General features: G+C 40.7%; 20 protein-coding genes. 10 read left to right on the forward strand and 10 right to left on the reverse strand.

Translation table 11 applies throughout. The features are described 5' to 3' along the window. On the reverse strand, positions 1-252 hold the full coding sequence (locus QUE86_RS14230) for a PepSY domain-containing protein (RefSeq protein WP_130051781.1): 252 nt from the start codon (positions 250-252) through the stop codon (positions 1-3). Between the two features lie 152 nt (positions 253-404). Further along, a complete protein-coding gene (locus QUE86_RS14235) occupies positions 405-704 on the reverse strand; it encodes a YciI family protein (RefSeq protein WP_175580462.1) in 300 nt (99 codons plus the stop codon). A gap of 176 nt (positions 705-880) precedes the next feature. Between QUE86_RS14235 and QUE86_RS14240 the strand changes: the two genes are divergently transcribed. After that, positions 881-2,305, forward strand: a complete 1,425-nt coding sequence (locus QUE86_RS14240; RefSeq protein WP_286257984.1) for a sodium-dependent transporter — start codon at positions 881-883, stop codon at positions 2,303-2,305. A 71-nt stretch (positions 2,306-2,376) separates the two neighbouring features. Here QUE86_RS14240 and QUE86_RS14245 read toward each other — a convergent pair whose 3' ends face one another. Both QUE86_RS14245 and QUE86_RS14250 read right to left on the reverse strand, forming a co-directional pair. After that, positions 2,377-3,015, reverse strand: a complete 639-nt coding sequence (locus QUE86_RS14245) for a CPBP family glutamic-type intramembrane protease (RefSeq protein WP_286257986.1) — start codon at positions 3,013-3,015, stop codon at positions 2,377-2,379. Between the two features lie 58 nt (positions 3,016-3,073). Further along, entirely contained in the window at positions 3,074-3,661 is a 588-nt protein-coding gene (locus tag QUE86_RS14250; RefSeq protein ID WP_167658623.1) for an inner membrane-spanning protein YciB, read from the reverse strand. Between the two features lie 192 nt (positions 3,662-3,853). Here QUE86_RS14250 and QUE86_RS14255 point away from each other — a divergent pair, with 192 nt between their 5' ends. Further along, on the forward strand, positions 3,854-4,123 hold the full coding sequence (locus QUE86_RS14255) for an HU family DNA-binding protein (protein ID WP_130051777.1): 270 nt from the start codon (positions 3,854-3,856) through the stop codon (positions 4,121-4,123). Between the two features lie 136 nt (positions 4,124-4,259). Further along, entirely contained in the window at positions 4,260-4,832 is a 573-nt protein-coding gene (locus QUE86_RS14260; RefSeq protein ID WP_167658622.1) for a type 1 glutamine amidotransferase domain-containing protein, read from the forward strand. 54 nt (positions 4,833-4,886) lie between these two features. On the opposite strand, the gene trpA is transcribed toward QUE86_RS14260, so the two are convergent. The 6 genes from trpA to QUE86_RS14290 are packed head-to-tail and all read right to left on the reverse strand — an operon-like array spanning position 4,887 to position 11,447. Next, complete coding sequence (gene trpA / locus QUE86_RS14265) at positions 4,887-5,699, reverse strand: tryptophan synthase subunit alpha (protein ID WP_167658621.1); 813 nt, start codon at positions 5,697-5,699, stop codon at positions 4,887-4,889. Next, on the reverse strand, positions 5,696-6,880 hold the full coding sequence (gene trpB, locus QUE86_RS14270) for a tryptophan synthase subunit beta (RefSeq protein ID WP_130051774.1): 1,185 nt from the start codon (positions 6,878-6,880) through the stop codon (positions 5,696-5,698). Before trpB ends, trpA begins: the two co-directional genes overlap by 4 nt. Positions 6,881-6,887: 7 nt before the next feature. Next, complete coding sequence (gene trpCF, locus QUE86_RS14275) at positions 6,888-8,252, reverse strand: bifunctional indole-3-glycerol-phosphate synthase TrpC/phosphoribosylanthranilate isomerase TrpF (RefSeq protein ID WP_286257997.1); 1,365 nt, start codon at positions 8,250-8,252, stop codon at positions 6,888-6,890. Continuing rightward, complete coding sequence (gene trpD / locus QUE86_RS14280; RefSeq protein WP_130051772.1) at positions 8,245-9,264, reverse strand: anthranilate phosphoribosyltransferase; 1,020 nt, start codon at positions 9,262-9,264, stop codon at positions 8,245-8,247. Before trpD ends, trpCF begins: the two co-directional genes overlap by 8 nt. Positions 9,265-9,273: 9 nt before the next feature. Further along, positions 9,274-9,879, reverse strand: a complete 606-nt coding sequence (locus tag QUE86_RS14285) for an aminodeoxychorismate/anthranilate synthase component II (RefSeq protein WP_130051771.1) — start codon at positions 9,877-9,879, stop codon at positions 9,274-9,276. Next, positions 9,879-11,447, reverse strand: a complete 1,569-nt coding sequence (locus QUE86_RS14290; protein ID WP_256854540.1) for an anthranilate synthase component 1 — start codon at positions 11,445-11,447, stop codon at positions 9,879-9,881. Before QUE86_RS14290 ends, QUE86_RS14285 begins: the two co-directional genes overlap by 1 nt. A gap of 535 nt (positions 11,448-11,982) precedes the next feature. Between QUE86_RS14290 and rnm the strand changes: the two genes are divergently transcribed. The 7 genes from rnm (at position 11,983) to QUE86_RS14325 (ending at position 17,792) form a co-directional block, all read left to right on the forward strand. Further along, the gene (gene rnm, locus QUE86_RS14295) at positions 11,983-12,822 is read left to right on the forward strand and encodes an RNase RNM (protein WP_130051769.1); all 840 of its coding nucleotides are present in this window, start codon (positions 11,983-11,985) and stop codon (positions 12,820-12,822) included. 9 nt (positions 12,823-12,831) lie between these two features. Continuing rightward, positions 12,832-13,455 (forward strand): L-threonylcarbamoyladenylate synthase, encoded by a 624-nt coding sequence (locus QUE86_RS14300; protein ID WP_167658620.1) that lies wholly within the window; start codon positions 12,832-12,834, stop codon positions 13,453-13,455. A gap of 8 nt (positions 13,456-13,463) precedes the next feature. Beyond that, positions 13,464-14,300, forward strand: coding sequence for a segregation and condensation protein A (locus QUE86_RS14305; protein WP_175580461.1), 837 nt, complete (start codon positions 13,464-13,466; stop codon positions 14,298-14,300). Positions 14,301-14,513: 213 nt separating this feature from the next. Next, complete coding sequence (locus QUE86_RS14310; protein ID WP_286258003.1) at positions 14,514-14,876, forward strand: hypothetical protein; 363 nt, start codon at positions 14,514-14,516, stop codon at positions 14,874-14,876. 135 nt (positions 14,877-15,011) lie between these two features. Further along, positions 15,012-15,863 carry a GNAT family N-acetyltransferase gene (locus QUE86_RS14315; protein ID WP_286258005.1) on the forward strand — a complete coding sequence of 284 codons (852 nt, stop codon included), beginning with the start codon at positions 15,012-15,014 and terminating at the stop codon, positions 15,861-15,863. Between the two features lie 89 nt (positions 15,864-15,952). Then, positions 15,953-16,987 (forward strand): acyltransferase family protein, encoded by a 1,035-nt coding sequence (locus tag QUE86_RS14320; RefSeq protein WP_286258007.1) that lies wholly within the window; start codon positions 15,953-15,955, stop codon positions 16,985-16,987. A gap of 250 nt (positions 16,988-17,237) precedes the next feature. Next, positions 17,238-17,792, forward strand: a complete 555-nt coding sequence (locus QUE86_RS14325) for a cytochrome b (protein ID WP_256854536.1) — start codon at positions 17,238-17,240, stop codon at positions 17,790-17,792.

The raw sequence follows: 17,792 nt of genomic DNA on the forward strand, positions 1-17,792 counted from the left end.
TTAATCCTTTTTCACTTCGCCAGTCTTTTTGTTCACATGGACATCAACCACATGGCCGTTCGTTTTTAAAATTCTTACGGTAAATACTTTATCTTGCTCTGTGATTTTTAGGGTTCGGCCGTCCTCAGATTTTTTGGCAATTGTCACAGCCTGTTTTTTAGTCACTTCAGAGACTTGTTTCTTACTGGCATCAGCATGAAAGCTTGATAATGCAAATAAAAGACTAAAACTGAAGGCTAATAATATGCGCATGACGGGGAACTCCTAAACCAGACCCATTTAGTTTAATTAACCAATTAACTAAAATTCAAGTAATTACGTTCAATTCTGTAATTTCAATAGGCAAATCTTAGTTAATAAGCCGTGAACAAACACTGAATTAATGATTCAGTTAAGTTCAGACGTTAACCAAATACTTTTTTAAATGGTTTTACAACTGAGTTGTCGTAAACACCTGCAGCAATATAAGGATCATTTGCTGCCCATTCACGAGCTGCTTCTAATGACTCAAACTCAGCAACGACTAACGAACCTGTAAAACCAGCTTCAGCGGGATCTTCACTATCAATGGCAGGAAGCGGACCTGCTGTGAATAAACGGTTTTGTTCATCTAATTCTTGTAGACGTGCTAGGTGAGCAGGACGCGCAGATTTGCGTGCTTCTAAACTATTTTCAACATCAGTTGAATAAATCATATACAGCATGGTGTGTTCTCAATGTTATTTTTAAAAAATAGTAGCATATTCTTAGCAATAGACGAGAGAATATTCGCGTAATAATCTTTACACAAACCCATATAACTTTAACTTATAAAGCTTGAAATACGCGGTGTAACACTGGTAGAGTCGCTGGGTTGAGAAAATAATAATAAGGTTTTTAAATGAGCGAAAAACGCGAGCATTTTAGCTCCCGCCTCGGTTTTATTTTAGCGGCAGCCGGTTCTGCTGTAGGTATCGGAAACTTAGTGGGTTTTCCTGTTTCAGCTACAAAAAACGGCGGTGGTGCTTTCCTATTAGTTTATGCATTGTTTGTCATTTTCATCTGTTTACCAGTGATGATGGCTGAAATGGCAATGGGTCGTAAAGCGCAAAAAGATCCTCTTGGTTCTTACAAATTATTAGCGGGCAGCGATCCTAAATGGAACTTTGCAGGCTTTTTAGCAGTATTAACGCCATTTATGATTGCTGTTTTTTATATGGTTATCACTGTATGGATTTTTGGTTATTTATCGCAAACTGCATTTGGTAATTTAGATGCTTTGGCTCAGCCAGATAACTTTGGCACTTTTATTAACAGCTACACCGTGTTTGGCTATATGGCAGTGGTTGCTATCATCGTTAACTTGATTTTGGTTGGCGGCGTAAAAGAAGGTATTGAAAAAGCAGCTAAGTTTATGATGCCAGCTTTATTCGTTCTACTAACAGCGTTGGTTATTTATGTATTAACACTTGATAACGCGATGGCTGGTGTGAAGTACTATATAGTGCCTGACTTTTCAAAAATGGATGCAAGTGTATTAAATGGTGCATTAGCACAAGCGTTTTTCTCATTGTCGTTAGGTATGGGTATTTTAATGACCTATGCATCTTATATTTCAAAGAAAGACGACATTGTTGGTAGTGCTAAAATGGTTGCTGTAACCGATTCTCTTGTTGCATTTATTGCGGGTCTTATGGTTCTTCCTGCTATATTTAGCTTTAACCCAAACACTGACCCAAGCACTTTATCTGACTCATCGGTATCGATGATTTTTGTTTATTTACCAAAAATTCTATTAGCGTTACAAGCTGATATTGGTTATGTAGGTGCATCAATTGTTGCGTTTGTATTCTTTTTACTCGTCTTTTTTGCTGCAATTACGTCGCTTGTATCAATTGTAGAAGTTCCAACAGCAACATTAAGTGACCGCAAAGGTATTAGCCGTAAAAAAGCGTTGCTTATCTTAACTTTATCTACAGGTGTATTAACTGTGCTTTGTACGATGTCGTTTGGTATGGTTGAATCACTCACTAAGTTTGTTAGTTATGGCGGCGCAGATAAGAGTTTATTTGATATTGTTTATGATGTGTTTTACGACACAATTTTACCGCTTAACGGTTTAATGGTGTGTTTATTCGTTATGTACCGTTGGAAAAAAGCAAACTTATCAGCAGAGCTAAGCCAAGGCTGTGACGGCTATGTTGGTAGCTTCACAGAGAAGTATGTGAACTTCTCGCTATCAACGTTTATCCCTGCCATTTTATTACTAATCTTTGTAAATACGGTGGCGACTAAATTCTTTGCATTTAGTATTTTCGGATTTTAAAAACCAGTTCAATACTTAGCCGCGCACTTTGCGCGGCTTTTTTATGCCTGCTATTTGTTGTGCTTTAATAATCAAAATGCTCCTGCATCAAGCACATCACCCAAGCCAAGGGTAAACATCCAAAGTCCCCACAAACTGTGTTCAATTATACACACGAAGGTAGAGCGGCTTTGCGAATAAGTATATGAGAACAACAGTCCACCTAAAAATGCTAGAAGTACGGCCAATACATTCGCATAGACAATATGCGCCAATGCAAACACCGATGCGCTGACAATAATACGCACCGTTTTACTTGGCATAATGCGTTTATAACGATGGAAAAAATAGGTTCTAAAAATAAGTTCTTGCGGCATCACCGATAAGATAGGGTAGAGCAGTAGCAACATTAGCCAATCGTTGAATGAGTTTCGTGGTAGTGAAAACCAGTTTTCTTGATTCATGATGCCGTAAAACATCCCGGAGAATAGCGCTCCTAAAAAGAAAAAACTAAATAAACGACGTTTTACCGCACTAAATTGCCCGAGGCTTGTTAAGCGAAAACGCTTAAAGTGGGGATCAGACAGAAGCAGCATGCCACATACAATCATTAAGATAATAAGTGCGGGAATGAGCCAGTTAGCGAGGTAGGCACGCAAAAAGAAGCCTAAGAGCGGCAAAGAAACAAATATGAGGGTAAATTCAAACCAGCGGTATTGGTTAGCGTTCAATGTCGTCTCAGCGTTTTTTTTGTTTACGCTAACAAGCTAAGACGACAGTTTTATGACACTAAGATTGCTTTGAATCTTTCTCTTCGTCATCTTCTGGTAAGTATTTGAATAGGGTGATGATTGTTGCTAACACGCAGACAAAGGTAATACCCATTAAGCCAAACACTTTAAAGTTAACCCAAAAGTCGAGTGAGAAGTTATACGCAATGTAGATATTAAGCGCAGAAATACCCGCAGTAATTGCAACCCAAAACAGGTTAAGCTTGTTCCATAATGCTTCTGGTACCTTTATTTCTTGTTTACTCTCAGAGGCATTTTCTAAAATCGAGCTAAGTGCTTTTTTCACTAGGTTTTTGCCAAGTACATAGCGGCTTACTAACAAAGTGACACTGAAAATTGCATATACAATGGTGGCTTTCCATTTGACAAACTGTTCATCGTGAAAAACTAAAGTAAGTGTACCTAACACCACCGCAATGGCAAAAAACAGCCAATGTCTGGTCGGCACTTTGCCATCCTTAAAATAACAATAAGCAACCTGAATTAAGGTGGTTAGCATCAGCAATGCTGTTGCCCAATAAATATCAACTAACTTGAAAACCGCAAAGAACAAAATCAGCGGGATGTATTCAATAATCGCATGCATAGATTTATAAATGCTCTAATTTAAAAAGATACTGGGTTGTATCAAGTTATTGCGCAAGATACAAGGTTGACTTAGTAGAGCTGAAAGCTTAGCCTCCCGAGCCAATCTGGCCTAAACCTGCGTTTAGGTTGTTTTACCTTATCTTTTTCCGCTTAACCTCAGATGATTAAGTGGCGTATTTTGGAGCATTTTATGAATAAAGCCGCGTTAGTATCACAAATGGCTGCCCACAGTGAATTAACAAAAAAAGACACACAAGCTGCCTTAACTAGTATGTTAAATGCTATCGAAAAATCACTGTCTGAAGGCGATCAAGTGCAAATTAATGGCTTTGGTACGTTTGCATTGAGTTATTACCCAGCACGTAAAGGTCGTAATCCACAAACAGGTGAAGAAATTGAAATTGAAGGCGCTAACAAGCCTGTTTTTAAACCTGCTAAAGCATTAAAAGACGCTCTATAAGCAGGATTTGCAAATTCGTTGTAGCATTTACACACTGAAACAGAATATTTTTAAATTAAGTTAATACTTTCAATGTGTTAAATTTGGCATGTTGTCTGCTGCTATTACTTTAGGTTTACCTAAATAAGGAGATAACATGTCAAATTTAAACAGCCAACTTAATGGTAAAAAGATTGCCATTCTAGCAACCAATGGTTTTGAGCAAAGTGAGCTATTATCACCACGCAGCGCATTGTTAGAAGCAGGTGCACTTGTAGAAGTCGTGTCTCTTGAACGTGGAGATATTACTGGCTGGGATGAAAACCAATGGGGTGAAAGAGTCACAGTGGATCGTGTGGTTAGCGAGGCTGACTCAAGTGAATATGATGCCCTATTGCTACCTGGTGGTTTATTCAATCCAGACACACTGCGTCAAGATAGCGAAGCAAAAGCCTTTGTTGATGGTTTCTTCAGTGCAGGTAAAAATAAACCCATTGCAGCGATTTGTCATGGACCATGGCTACTAGCTGAAGTTAACAAATTACGCGACCGCAAGGTGACGTCATACCCAAGCATTAAAACCGACTTAATCAATGCTGGCGCAAATTGGGTTGATCAAGAGGTGTGTGTTGATGAAGGTATAGTCACAAGCCGAAGCCCTGCTGACTTAGAGGCTTTTAATCGAAAATTCATTGAAGAAATTAAAGAGGGTGTGCATCGCCATCATTAATAGTTAGATACAATAAAGGGCCTATAAGGCCCTTTTTTAAGTAAACTAAACAACTTATTTTGTAGCTGCTTTCATACTGGCTACAAACTCTTTCAACCCACTTAGCATCGCTGCTTGGTCATCAAGGTTTGCTTCTATGATTTTAACTACTGCAGAACCTGAAATCGCCCCAGCGGCCCCTGATTCGAGTGCTGATTTAACATCTTCCGGTGTTGATACTCCAAAGCCTAATAAAGCTGGTGCAGCATGATAATCTTTTAGCTTTTTAACTAACGAGTCTGCTGGCATTTGTGCTTTAGTTTCTGTTCCCGTAACGCCTGCGCGTGATAACAGATAAGTGTAACCACGGCCATATGAAGCACACTCGCGTAAAGTGTCGTCATCAGCATTAGGCGTGGCAATAAAAATTGGGTCTATGCCATTTTTCATTGCTGTTTGGCGAAATAGCTTTGATTCATGTAGCGGTACGTCAGCCACTAAAATTGAATCGACACCTGCTTCTTTAGCATCTTGATAAAACTTTTCGATGCCACGCTTAAACACCAGATTTGAATACAATAATAGGCCAATTGGAATATCTGCATTGTATTCACGCACTTGTTTGATGATATCAAAGCAATCTTGGGTATTAATGTTTTCATCAAGCGCACGAATATTGGCCGCTTGGATAACAGGGCCATCTGCAATCGGATCAGAAAATGGAATACCTAACTCAAGGGCATCAGCGCCGCCATCAATTAAGCTTTTGATGATTTCTACACTCAGTGCTTTATTAGGGTCGCCAATGGTCACAAACGGCACAAACGCACCTTGGTTTGTTTCATTTAATGTGGCGAACAGTTGTCCGTAACGGTTAGTCTGGCTCATAGTGCGCCTCCTTCTGATAAAACACTGTGTACGTGAGCCAAATCTTTATCGCCTCGGCCGCTTAGGTTAACCACTAAAATAGTGTCTTCGGTTTGTTGCTCGGCATATTTAAGGGCATATGCTAGGGCGTGGCTTGACTCAAGGGCTGGAATAATCCCTTCGTTTTTAGCTAATAATTGGAATGCCTCTAGAGCTTCAGTATCGCTAATACCAACGTATTGTGCACGGCCTGTTTCATGTAAATGAGCATGCTGTGGACCAACGGCTGGGTAATCAAGACCTGCTGAAACAGAGTAAGACTCTTCAATTTGACCATCATCATCTTGCATAATATAAGTATAAGTACCGTGTAAAATGCCCTTTGTGCCCTTACATAAGGTCGCACCATGTTGATGCGTATCTAAGCCTTTACCAGCAGGTTCTACACCAATCAGTTTTACGCTTGGCTCATCAATAAAGTCTGTGAACATACCAATTGCATTAGAGCCACCGCCAACACAAGCAAGCACGGCATCCGGTAATCGACCTTCTGCTTTTAACACTTGTTGTTTTGCTTCTTCTCCAATCATTTTTTGGAACTCACGTACCATGGTTGGGAATGGGTGAGGGCCTGCTGCAGTGCCCAGTAAATAGTGAGCATCTTTGTAATTAGCAGACCAATCGCGTAGTGCTTCGTTTACTGCGTCTTTTAAAGTACCAGAGCCTGCTGTGACAGGAATAACCTCTGCACCCATTAGTTTCATTCGAAATACGTTTGGTTGCTGACGTTCAACGTCTTTTGCGCCCATGTAAACACGGCACTTTAAGCCAAGTAGGGCACACGCGAGGGCAGTTGCAACACCGTGTTGGCCAGCACCTGTTTCTGCAATGACTTCTTTTTTCCCCATGCGCTTTGTAAGTAGTGCTTGACCAAGTACTTGGTTGGTTTTGTGCGCACCGCCGTGGAGTAAATCTTCACGCTTTAAATATAGTTTTACCTTTGGGTTTTTAACTAAATTACGTGTCAATGTTAGTGGCGTAGGGCGACCTGCGTATTCATTTAATAGTTTTTCAAATTCAGCCTGAAAAGCTGGATCTTTTTGTGATTTATTAAACTCTGCTTCTAGTTGCTTGAGTGCAGGCACAAGCAACTGTGGTACAAACATACCACCGAATTCACCAAAATAAGCTGGATTTTGCATTATAACCTCAATAATTTCTGATATGCGAAAACGCATTTTGTAATTTTGTTTGGCACTTTTTACCCGCTGACGCTTCAACGCCAGAATTTAGGTCAAGGCCATTGGCACCGCGATAAAGCGCTGCATGAATATTCTCTGGATTTAAACCACCGGCTAACATAAATGGCACCGTTGCCGTTTCTAGTACAGACCAATCAAATGTTTCGCCTGTGCCGCCTTTTTGGCTTTTGCTGTAAGTATCGTATAAATGGCGGTCAACCCCTTCGAGCGGTTTTGGTAATTCGCCTTTAACGGCTTGTGCTTTCCAAATTTCACAGCCAAGCGGTAATTGCTTTCTGAGAGTTTGAATATATTCGCTATTCTCGTCACCATGTAATTGCACTGCAGCTAGCTTTAAACTTTGTGCATAATCTACTACTTGTTCAACAGGCGCATTGACAAAAACACCAACATAAGCGAGCGGGGCACTTTGTGTTACTTGCTTGGCGCAGTCGATATCGACATAACGTGGTGACTTAGGGTAAAAAATTAAACCGCCATAAACAGCACCACTCGCGTAGGCTGCCATCGCGTCTTGTGAACGGGTTAAGCCACACACTTTATTTTCACCTAAAATCACTTTACGACACGCGGCTTCTAAGTCGCGCTCAGCCATGAGTGAGCTACCGATTAAAAAGCCGTCGCATAATGGCGCTAGGCGTTTTACATCTTTATGGGTATAAATGCCCGACTCTGAAATGACCACTTTGTCATTTGGGATAAGCTGGCGTAATCGCTCTGTTGTCGCAAGATCAGTACTTAAATCACGAAGGTCGCGGTTGTTAATGCCAATAAGGCTGGCATTAAGTGCAAGTGCGCGGCTTACTTCTTGCTCATTACTGACTTCAGTGAGTACCGACATATTCAAAGAATCAGCCACTTTATGAAGCGCTAAATATTGTTCGTCATCAAGGACAGAGAGCATTAATAAAATAGCATCACCACCAGACAAGCGTGCTAAATAGACTTGGTACTCATCAATAAAGAAGTCTTTACAAATTAGCGGCTGCTCAACTTGGCTGCGCACATATTCAAGGTACTGATAGCTGCCTTGGAAATATTTTTCGTCAGTAAGCACACTCATGCAGGTTGCGTACTTTTTATATACCGAAGTAATTTCGTCTAAATTAAACGGCTCGCGAATAAGCCCTTTTGACGGTGATGCTTTTTTACACTCTAAAATAAATTGTGTGCTAGTTGCTGCTAACGCTGCTTCAAAGTCTCGCTTGGTTGGTACAACATCCTCAATGAATGACTCAAGCGGGCGCTGTGCTTTTCTTTGTTCTAATTCAATGCGTTTGTCGGCAACAATTTTGTCTAACACGTTAGCCATGACTTACCTCAATAATTGCGTTCAATGTGTCCATCGCTTTGCCTGATGCTAATAATTCACTTACTTGATCTGCGGCTGCTTTTAAATCACTTGTTTTATCAGTTAAATAAAGAAGTGCCGCAACGTTGGCTATAATAGCTGCGTTATGCGCCATTTCACCTTGACCTTGTAAAATCGCTAAGCTTGCTTTTGCGTTATATTCTGGCCCTTGGCCTGCTAGTTGTTCAAGTGAATAGTTTGCAAGACCAAAATCGCTCGCTGTTAGCGTGTATTCGCTTAGTTCACCGTTATTTAGCTCAACCACTTTGGTTGTCCCGTGCAAGGCAATTTCGTCAGTGCCTGCACCATGAACCACCATGGCGCGTTTAGTGCCAAGGGTTTTTAAGGTTTCTGCCATTGGTAAACACAGTGAAGCGTCATAAACACCAAGCAATTGAACCTCGGGTGCAGCAGGGTTGGCAAGCGGCCCTAAAATATTAAAAATTGTGCGGCTTTTAAGGGCTGTTCGCACGCCCATCGCATGGCGTACACCACTGTGATAATGCGGCGCAAATAAAAATGTGAAGCCAGTATTTTCTAAACAAATGGCTGCTTGCTCAGGGCTCATATCGATATTGATACCCAAGGCTTTTAGTAAATCCGCAGAGCCAGAATTACTCGATACACTACGATTACCATGTTTGACCATGTTGATGCCCGCAGCGGCGGCTACAATAGCAGCAGTGGTACTAATATTAATTGTGTTTGAGCCATCGCCACCGGTACCACAGCTATCTGCAAGCAGGGTTTTGCTGGTTTTAAATGGCACTGCATTGGCGCGCATTGATGCTGCCGCACCGGCGATTTCATCACTCGTTTCGCCTTTTAGTTTTAGGGCGATAAGTGCAGCGGTTAATTCAATATCATTAAGCTGACCATTCATGATGGCGTCAAACAATGCAGTTGCTTGCAGAAATGATAAATCTTGCTTTGCTAATAATTGGTTTAACTGGGTTTGGGTTGTTGCTTCCATGTTATTCCTCTACTGCACGCGTGCGGTTAAAAATTCAATGCTTTGCTGTAATAGCAATGCGCCATTTGGCGTTAAAATTGACTCAGGATGAAACTGATAGCCAAGGGCATTATCTTGTTGGTGGTAAATTGCCATCGGAATAGTCTCATAAGAAGCAATTACTTCAACGTCATCAGGGACTTTGGTTGCCATTAATGAATGATAACGAGCAACCGGCATTTTATCGCCCATACCTGCAAATACTGGGTGCTCAGTCAACGCAATAATTGATGACTTGCCATGCACTGTTTCACCTGCATGACCAATAATCCCACCGTAGCTTTGTGTTAGTGCTTGCTGTCCTAAACAGATGCCCAGCATCGGAAAGCGGCCTTTACACAGTTCAATGAGTTCCATTAAACAACCCGCATCCGATGGTGCGCCTGGGCCGGGTGAAAGCACTAATAACACGGGCATTGTCTCTTGGCACATTTTGTCAAAGATGCTTTGTGCACTGATGTTATTACGGTATACCACTAACTCGCACCCTAACATAGAAAGTTCATCGACTAAGTTATAACTAAATGAATCAAAGTTATCTAAAAAGTAGATTTTATAGGCTGATGTTGTTGTCATTATTGTGCCTCGTAGGTCGATTGAATCGCAGTGATCACGGCTTGCGCTTTAGCACGAGTTTCATTGGCTTCTGATTGTGGTTCTGAATCAAACACCACACCTGCACCTGCTTGCACGAAGGCTGTGCCGTTTTTAACAAAGGCAGAGCGAATAACAATGCAGCTATCCATGGCACCATCACCCGTTAAATAACCTACTGCACCACCATAGCTGCCACGGCGTTTTTGTTCGGTTTGACGAACTAATTCAGCGGCACGTACTTTAGGTGCGCCCACTAACGTGCCCATGTTCATACAGGCTTGGTAGGCATGGAGCGCATCTAATTCTGGCTTTAAAGTACCAACAACACGTGAAACTAAGTGCATCACTTGTGAGTAGCGGTCTACTTTTAATAACTCTTTAGCGTGGCGTGTGCCAGGTACGCTAATACGAGCTACATCATTTCGCGCTAAATCTACTAACATCAAGTGCTCAGCACGTTCTTTTTGATCGTTGCGAAGCTCAAGCTCAATGCGGCTGTCTAGGTCTGGATTAATTTGTCCGTTAGCAAACTTGCCACGAGGGCGAGTGCCGGCAATAGGGTATACCTCAACTTGTTTACTCTCTGGACAATATTTGAGGGCTGACTCGGGCGATGCACCAAATAATACAAACTCTTCATCGCGCATGTAAAACATATATGGGCTTGGGTTTTGTTGTTTTAATTGGCTGTAAGCATGAAGTGAGTCAGGGCAGGCGAGAGAAAAAGTACGTGATGGAACAACTTGGAAAATATCACCATCAACAATGTTCTTTTTTAACCTGATAACATGTTCACAGTATTGCTCGTCGCTAACATCGATAGAAATAGGGTTTGAGCCTGTTTGTTTTTGCCCTTGGTAGCTTTGTGCATTGTCACATACGGTATTTAAACGTTCTAACTGTTGACCCACTTCAAAGCAGTTAGCGTGTACTTCAGGTCCGTTAAACACATTGCCGATTAGTTCTGTTGTTTTTGCCTGATGGTCGATGACAACTAACGTTTCAGCTAAGTAGAAAACATAATCTGGGCAGCTATTTTCGCCGTCAGGTACATCAGAAAGGGTTTCGAAATTAGCAACCATATCGTAGGCAAACACACCGCCTAAGAACACAGAAAACGGGTTGTCTGTGGTACTTTTAATACTGTTAATGCAGCTACGTAGCGCACTAAATGCGTTATCTGCTACTAATTTACTGGCTTCATCAATGTCGCTTGCGATCTCGTTGTAGGTTAACGTTAACGTGTCATCTACAAGCTTTGCAGAACAGTTTTGCACATGACTTTGTAAATAAGGCAGTAATTGTTTGCCATTATTTGACTGTGCTGTGAGTGTGACCTGTTTGCCTTGGCAAACAATACGTAGCGCTGAGTCAACCAAAATTAGACTTTTTACACTGTCTTTTGAATCAATTTCAGCAGACTCTAACAGCAGTGAATTAGGCTTATCGAGTAAACTGTATAACGCAAGTGGGCTACTAATGTAGTCACGCACTTGAGTGATACTGGTTACTTCACCCGGTGTCGTCGTTATATGACTAAAAATCAAACCTTATTCTCCCTCATTCCCAAAAACTCTTTAAAAAACAAAACCCCGCGAAGCGATGCTTGGCGGGGTTCGTATAAAGATGCCTATAAATTAGATAGACCCTTACCGTCCCGCTAAGCCAGGCGCCACCACCAATGATGTGTAAGAGTTGCTATGTAATTCATTATAAAACCTTAAAATTTAGATATAAAAAAACCCGCTACATGAGCGGGTTTTGAAATCGTTAGACACGACAATTCGTCACCCGCTAGTTACGAGTGCCACCACCAAATTGTGATTTGAATTGTTTTGTTCATTGTTATTTCTTATTTAACGTGTCTGAAAGTGCCTACAGTAAAGCGTACCTAAGCCGATACTGTCAAGCATTAATTTACATATTAATACGAGTTCGGCATTTACCCATCGTAATTGCCCATTTATGAGGGTAAAACACACAGTTATATATCTTACTTAAAAAGATAATCACGCCCTCGCACTAAATTTTTGTTATACTCACATCATTGATTCAAGAACTTACGTAAAGCAGTCTTTCCCTTTGATAAAATACGATTTACATAGCCACACCACATACTCAGATGGTCAGCTATCAGTCGAGCAATTGTTACACCGCGCGGTTGAGAAAAACATAGATGTGTTTGCAATTACCGATCACGATACGTTAAGTGCGATAAAACCAGCACGCAAAGTCATTGCAGATGATAATTTACCGCTTAAATTGATTGCTGGTGTTGAAGTATCAACAAAATGGGAAAGCTTTGAGATTCATATTGTTGGCTTAAATATTGATGATGAGAACAATTCACTGCTGTCATTATTACACGCGCAACAAGCCAAGCGTGAAGAGCGAGCCACCGAGATAGGTCGCCGCCTTGCTAAAAATGGTTTTGAAGGCATTTACGACCAAGCAAAAACATTCGCTGAAAACGCACAAATCACACGCGCGCATTTTGCTCGTGCACTGATAGAACGTGGCGTAGCTAAAAACTTCCCTGGCGTATTTAAAAAATACTTAGGGCGAGGAAAAACAGGCTATGTACCAAGTAGTTGGTGCGATATGCAAACGGCAATTGCTGCAATTCACCAAGCTGGTGGGGTTGCAGTACTCGCTCACCCTGGGCGATATCAAATGTCTAACAAATGGCTGCGTAAGTTAATTATTGAATTTAAAGACGCGGGTGGCGATGCAATGGAAGTAGCACAACCACAACAAGCACCGAGTGAGCGCCAGTTTTTAGGTGAACTTAGTCGTGAATATGGTTTACTTGCGTCGCAAGGGTCAGATTTTCATTTTCCGACCAGTTGGTTGGAGTTAGGTAAAAATTTATACTTGCCAAAAGATTGCCAAGGGGTTTGGCAAGCATGGGAAGGGCAATAGGAGCGTGTAATGAGTCAGTTTTTTCATATTCATCCAGATAATCCGCAACCACGCTTAATCAGCCAAGCGGTTGATATTATTAAGCAAGGTGGTGTTATTGTATACCCAACCGATTCGGGTTATGCACTTGGCTGCAGCATTGGTAATAAGCAAGCAAAAGAGCGCATCGAACGTATTCGTGGTATTGAAAAACACCATAATTTTACCTTGGTTTGCCGCGACTTATCGGAGCTATCTACTTATGCTCGCGTCGATAACCAGCTATTCAGACTAATTAAAAATAACACGCCGGGGCCTTATACTTTCATCTTTAAAGGCACAAAAGAAGTACCAAAGCGTTTATTAAACGAAAAGAAAAAAACCATTGGTATTCGTGTTATCGAACACCCAATCACCTGCGCTTTATTGGCTGAACTAGGGGAGCCGTTAATGTCGTGTTCTTTGATTTTACCGGGTGAGCAATATACCGAGGCTGATCCTGATGAAATTCGCGATCGCATTGAAAAGCAAGTTGATTTAATTATTCATGGTGGTTATCTTCCTGAACAAGCAACCACAGTGATTGATTTGTCGGATGATGATATTGAAATCTTACGTGTGGGTTGTGGTGATACTAAACCATTTGAAATGTAGAGACTTCGTTGACTAGCCCAGAGCTTGATGCCCCAGATAATATACAAGAGCCAGTTCAGCAAAAGCTGCCACTGGCTTTTTTGCATGGCAAAGCGGTAGTCGACAAACCTGAAGACTTATACATTCCACCTGATGCGTTAGAGATCATTTTAGAAACCTTTGAAGGGCCTCTCGATTTACTTCTGTATTTAATCAAAAAACATAAACTTGATGTACTAGAGCTCTCTATTTTTAGTATTACAGAGCAATACGTTAGTTATGTTGAAATGATGAGTGAATTTCAGCTTGAACTAGCTGGTGAGTACCTTGTGATGGCGGCGCTATTAGCACAAATTAAATCACGATTATTACTGCCAAAACATGAAGAGCTTGAAGAGGAAGAAGATCCAAGAGCTGAGCTTGTAAGACGTTTACAAGAATATGAGCAATTTAAAAAAGCAGCGGAGAATCTTGATGAAATCCCTCGCGAAGGCCGCGATATCTTTGTAGCCGAAGCGCTGGTGCCAGAATTCAGTGAACGTGAGGTACTGTTACCTGATGTTGACATGAAAGACTTACTCGTTGCGCTAAGCGACGTTATGGCCCGAGCTAAAACATTTGAACACCATCATATTACAGCAGAAGCTTTATCGACCCGTGAACGCATGAGCTTAATATTAGATAAGCTCTCAGAAGCGCAATCACAATTACCTTTTCATACTCTTTTTACCATTGAAGAGGGCAGAAGTGGTGTTGTAGTAAGCTTTATCGCTATGTTAGAGCTAGTGAAAGAAAACCTGATCAGCTGCTTTCAGGTAGATGCCAATAGCCAGATTTATATTGGTTTGGTGGAAGAAAGCGAATAGTAGCAAGCTAATCGTTTTAAGCGGTAAGTTCTAAGTTTCAAAAGCTGTACCTGCTTTCATAGCAAGTAGGTATTCACCACTCAAAAAATAGATATTTCCATACGAATGAAGCGCTTAACTAACTGAGTGTTAAATAATTGCGCCAAGGCTCAGTACCTGTTAAGTTGTTTTTCCCACGCTTCTAGGTATAAGCCTACTATTAAGGAAAATATAATGAAAAAGTTAGGAATGGTACTGTTATCTCTCGCGGCATTTGGAGCCTCTGCTGCAGAAAATTTGCAATTAGACCTTAACCTTTATTTGAATAACCAACTTGTAAAAACGCACGCAGTTAAAACTGAAGAAGACAAAATTCAAACAGTGACTACAGATGGCATTCTTAAATTTGATGTAACCCCTTCGTTGAACAACCAAATTGTGACACTGACATCAACACTATATAAATTTGAAAATGGCTCTTACAATAAATTTCAAGAACCTAAGTTAATGGTAAACCTTAACGAACCTGCAACGATTGAGGTTGGGACTGAGGGTGTTGAAGTTTATAGGATTGAAATAACAGCAAGTAAAATATAGCTGCTCTGAAATTTACTATACATTTTTATAGCGGCTAGATTTAGGAATGCGTTTAATAAATAGATGTATTTTGAGTGGCCTCATAATACAAATAGCAATTGAGTTAGAGGTATTTCAATTTTTTAAGGAAAGCAGATGCAAAGTAAACACTTTACAATCAAAACCATGACCAAGAAGGAAGTCGATCTCATGATAGATTGGGCAGCAGCAGAGGGGTGGAATCCAGGCCTTAATGATGCTGATTGTTACTTTGCTGCTGATCCTGAAGGGTTTTTTGTTGGTTTTCTTGACGATGAGCCTATAGCGACAATTTCTGCCATTAATTACCACGATGCATTTGGCTTTATTGGCTTTTACATTGTTAAACCCGACTACCGTGGCAAAGGTTACGGAATGCAAATCTGGAATGCCGCGTTAAAGCGCCTTGAAGGGTTGAATATTGGCCTTGATGGTGTGGTGGAGCAGCAAGAGAACTATAAAAAGTCTGGTTTTAATCTGGCCTATCGCAATATTCGCTTTGCAGGAGTAGGCGGTGGTAGGTCACCGCAAAATGCAGATATTGTAGATCTTAATGCTGTGCCATTCGAAATCATTGACGCATACGAACAGGCTTTTTTCCCGGTAAATAGGGCAAACTTTACTAAAGCGTGGTTAAGCCAACCCCAGTGCGATGCGTTTGGCATAATGAACAACGGGAAATTGGCAGGGTACGGCGTAATTCGCAAATGCCAAAACGGCTTTAAAATTGGCCCTTTATTTGCCGACTCACCAGAATTGGCCGAATCTTTGTTCCTTGCTTTAAAATCTAAAGCGAGTGCATCCGATGTTATTTTCCTTGATACGCCAGAAATCAATCAAGCTGCTGTCGCTTTAGCACAGAAATACAACATGCAGGTGTCATTTGAAACCGCCAGAATGTATACCAGCGAATGTCCGAGCTTGCCATTAAATCGTATTTTTGGTGTTACTTCTTTTGAAATCGGCTGAGTTAAATCTTATAGCTATTCAATTTCACTAGATATTCAAAGCTCGATTAAACATTAATATAAGTTCTTACATTTATCCAAGGACGTATTTTGGAAATTAGAAAACTTAACTCACTACGTGCTTTAGCTGCGCTCATTGTCTTTTTCACTCATTTTAGCGACATAACTAATTGGCTTGGTGGTGTGTTAGGAGGGGGCTCAGGGGCATATGGGGTGATGCTTTTCTTTCTTCTTAGTGGCTTTTTGATGTCTTATCTATATATAGAAAAAGGCTTTAATAAAGATAATATTGTCCGCTATTTTTCTGCTCGTTTTGCTAGAGTTATTCCTTTGTATTTAGTGGTTGTTCTTGCCTCTTACTTGTTATCGAATAATGGTAGTTCTGTTCTTTATAACATTCCTGATACCGAGACCTTAATAGCTCATTTACTGTTTATTTATGGCGAAAGTGTTCTGTGGTCAATACCGCCAGAAATACACTTTTATTTTATATTTACACTTTTTTGGGCAATGTCGAAAAATAGAACAGGGTATATTTATCTTTCAATTTTAGCTGTAATGCTATTGTTGTTCTTTACAAATTATCCACGTATTTATGGTGATATTAATGGTGTTCCATACAGTCTGTTTAGTGTATTAAGGACATTACCCTTCTTTTTTGTCGGGGTTATGTTGGGCATGAACTATCGTTCATTAACTATTCCATATTACCTGCGAAAACATTGGTTTGTATTAACGCTTGGTTTTATTCCTTTGCTGTACCCAGCATTTTCTCCCATAAATACTGATGATAAGGTAAGAATGTGGTTGAGTTATGAAGTTCTGCTCGTAATGAGCTCTGTTTTCTTTTGTGTTGTTTTCCTCGTGCCAGACAATAATGTATTGCTCGCTAATCGATTTGGTGATTTTATCGGAAAGATATCGTACTCGCTTTACTTGCTTCATATGCCAATAATCGCAAAAGTGAACCAATTAGACGTGTCAATTGAGCTAAAGCTCTTGCTATCTCTGCTGCTGAGTGTCATAGCAGCAGCTATTTCATATCAATTTTTTGAAAAGCCAGTAGCAAATTTAATTCGAAAAAAAGTATCTAATCGGTCAAATTCAGCCACCAGCTCAGCTTAGCGAAACTACATTCGTTTTTACTGAAGATACATTTTTACATTGCGGTAATAAGTTCTCCATAATCTGCTAGCACCTAGCACCTAGCACCTAGCACCTAGCACCTAGCACCTAGCACCTGTTTTCCTTTTTCCTTACAACTTTCACCTGGAGTGTGCATATACGCACAGAAGCTGTTCGTTTTACGCTATTTTCATTATTTAACCCATCGGTTAATCTGTATTTAGTTTCACGATTCTCATGGGAAATGAGTATGTTAAAGAATTCAAAGTCAAGTTATGGCTGGGTGGCCATCTTAGTGCACTGGTTAATGGCACTTGGGGTGTTTGGTTTATTTGGCTTAGGCGTTTATATGGTTGAGCTAACCTATTACGACGCTTGGTACAAAGGCTCTTTGGATTTGCATAAAAGCGTGGGTATTACCTTAGCGGCATTATTGTTGTTTCGTTTTGGTTGGCGCTTGTTAGGTACTCAACCTGAGCCTGTTGCAGGTAGCTCGAAAGCAATGAATCGGGTTGCACACTCAGTACATAAACTGATTTATTTAGCTTTAATTGTCATTGTGACATCGGGCTATTTAATCTCTACGGCCGATGGCCGTGCAATTGAAGTATTTAATTTATTTGCTGTACCGGCAATACCAGAGTCGGTCGCAAACCAAGAAGATATTGCAGGTAAAATTCACTTTTATGCCGCGTATGGGCTAATAGCTGTGGTTGTTTTACATGCTTTAGGGGCACTAAAACATCATTTTATCGATAAAGATAAAACCTTAATTAGAATGATCAAACCATTGAAGGATGATTAA

It is taken from the genome of Pseudoalteromonas apostichopi, from assembly GCF_030297135.1.
Taxonomy (GTDB): domain Bacteria; phylum Pseudomonadota; class Gammaproteobacteria; order Enterobacterales; family Alteromonadaceae; genus Pseudoalteromonas; species Pseudoalteromonas apostichopi.

What these genes read in the sequence shown, in the direction of transcription:
- QUE86_RS14235 (WP_175580462.1), bottom strand. Translation starts at nt 704, where the DNA reads ATGCTGTATATGATTTATTCAACTGATGTTGAAAATAGTTTAGAAGCA.
- trpA (WP_167658621.1), bottom strand. Translation starts at nt 5,699, where the DNA reads ATGAGCCAGACTAACCGTTACGGACAACTGTTCGCCACATTAAATGAA.
- QUE86_RS14310 (WP_286258003.1), top strand. Translation starts at nt 14,514, where the DNA reads ATGAAAAAGTTAGGAATGGTACTGTTATCTCTCGCGGCATTTGGAGCC.
- trpCF (WP_286257997.1), bottom strand. Translation starts at nt 8,252, where the DNA reads ATGGCTAACGTGTTAGACAAAATTGTTGCCGACAAACGCATTGAATTA.
- trpD (WP_130051772.1), bottom strand. Translation starts at nt 9,264, where the DNA reads ATGGAAGCAACAACCCAAACCCAGTTAAACCAATTATTAGCAAAGCAA.
- QUE86_RS14285 (WP_130051771.1), bottom strand. Translation starts at nt 9,879, where the DNA reads ATGACAACAACATCAGCCTATAAAATCTACTTTTTAGATAACTTTGAT.
- QUE86_RS14325 (WP_256854536.1), top strand. Translation starts at nt 17,238, where the DNA reads ATGTTAAAGAATTCAAAGTCAAGTTATGGCTGGGTGGCCATCTTAGTG.
- QUE86_RS14260 (WP_167658622.1), top strand. Translation starts at nt 4,260, where the DNA reads ATGTCAAATTTAAACAGCCAACTTAATGGTAAAAAGATTGCCATTCTA.
- QUE86_RS14250 (WP_167658623.1), bottom strand. Translation starts at nt 3,661, where the DNA reads ATGCATGCGATTATTGAATACATCCCGCTGATTTTGTTCTTTGCGGTT.
- QUE86_RS14255 (WP_130051777.1), top strand. Translation starts at nt 3,854, where the DNA reads ATGAATAAAGCCGCGTTAGTATCACAAATGGCTGCCCACAGTGAATTA.
- QUE86_RS14315 (WP_286258005.1), top strand. Translation starts at nt 15,012, where the DNA reads ATGCAAAGTAAACACTTTACAATCAAAACCATGACCAAGAAGGAAGTC.
- trpB (WP_130051774.1), bottom strand. Translation starts at nt 6,880, where the DNA reads ATGCAAAATCCAGCTTATTTTGGTGAATTCGGTGGTATGTTTGTACCA.
- QUE86_RS14240 (WP_286257984.1), top strand. Translation starts at nt 881, where the DNA reads ATGAGCGAAAAACGCGAGCATTTTAGCTCCCGCCTCGGTTTTATTTTA.
- QUE86_RS14230 (WP_130051781.1), bottom strand. Translation starts at nt 252, where the DNA reads ATGCGCATATTATTAGCCTTCAGTTTTAGTCTTTTATTTGCATTATCA.
- QUE86_RS14300 (WP_167658620.1), top strand. Translation starts at nt 12,832, where the DNA reads ATGAGTCAGTTTTTTCATATTCATCCAGATAATCCGCAACCACGCTTA.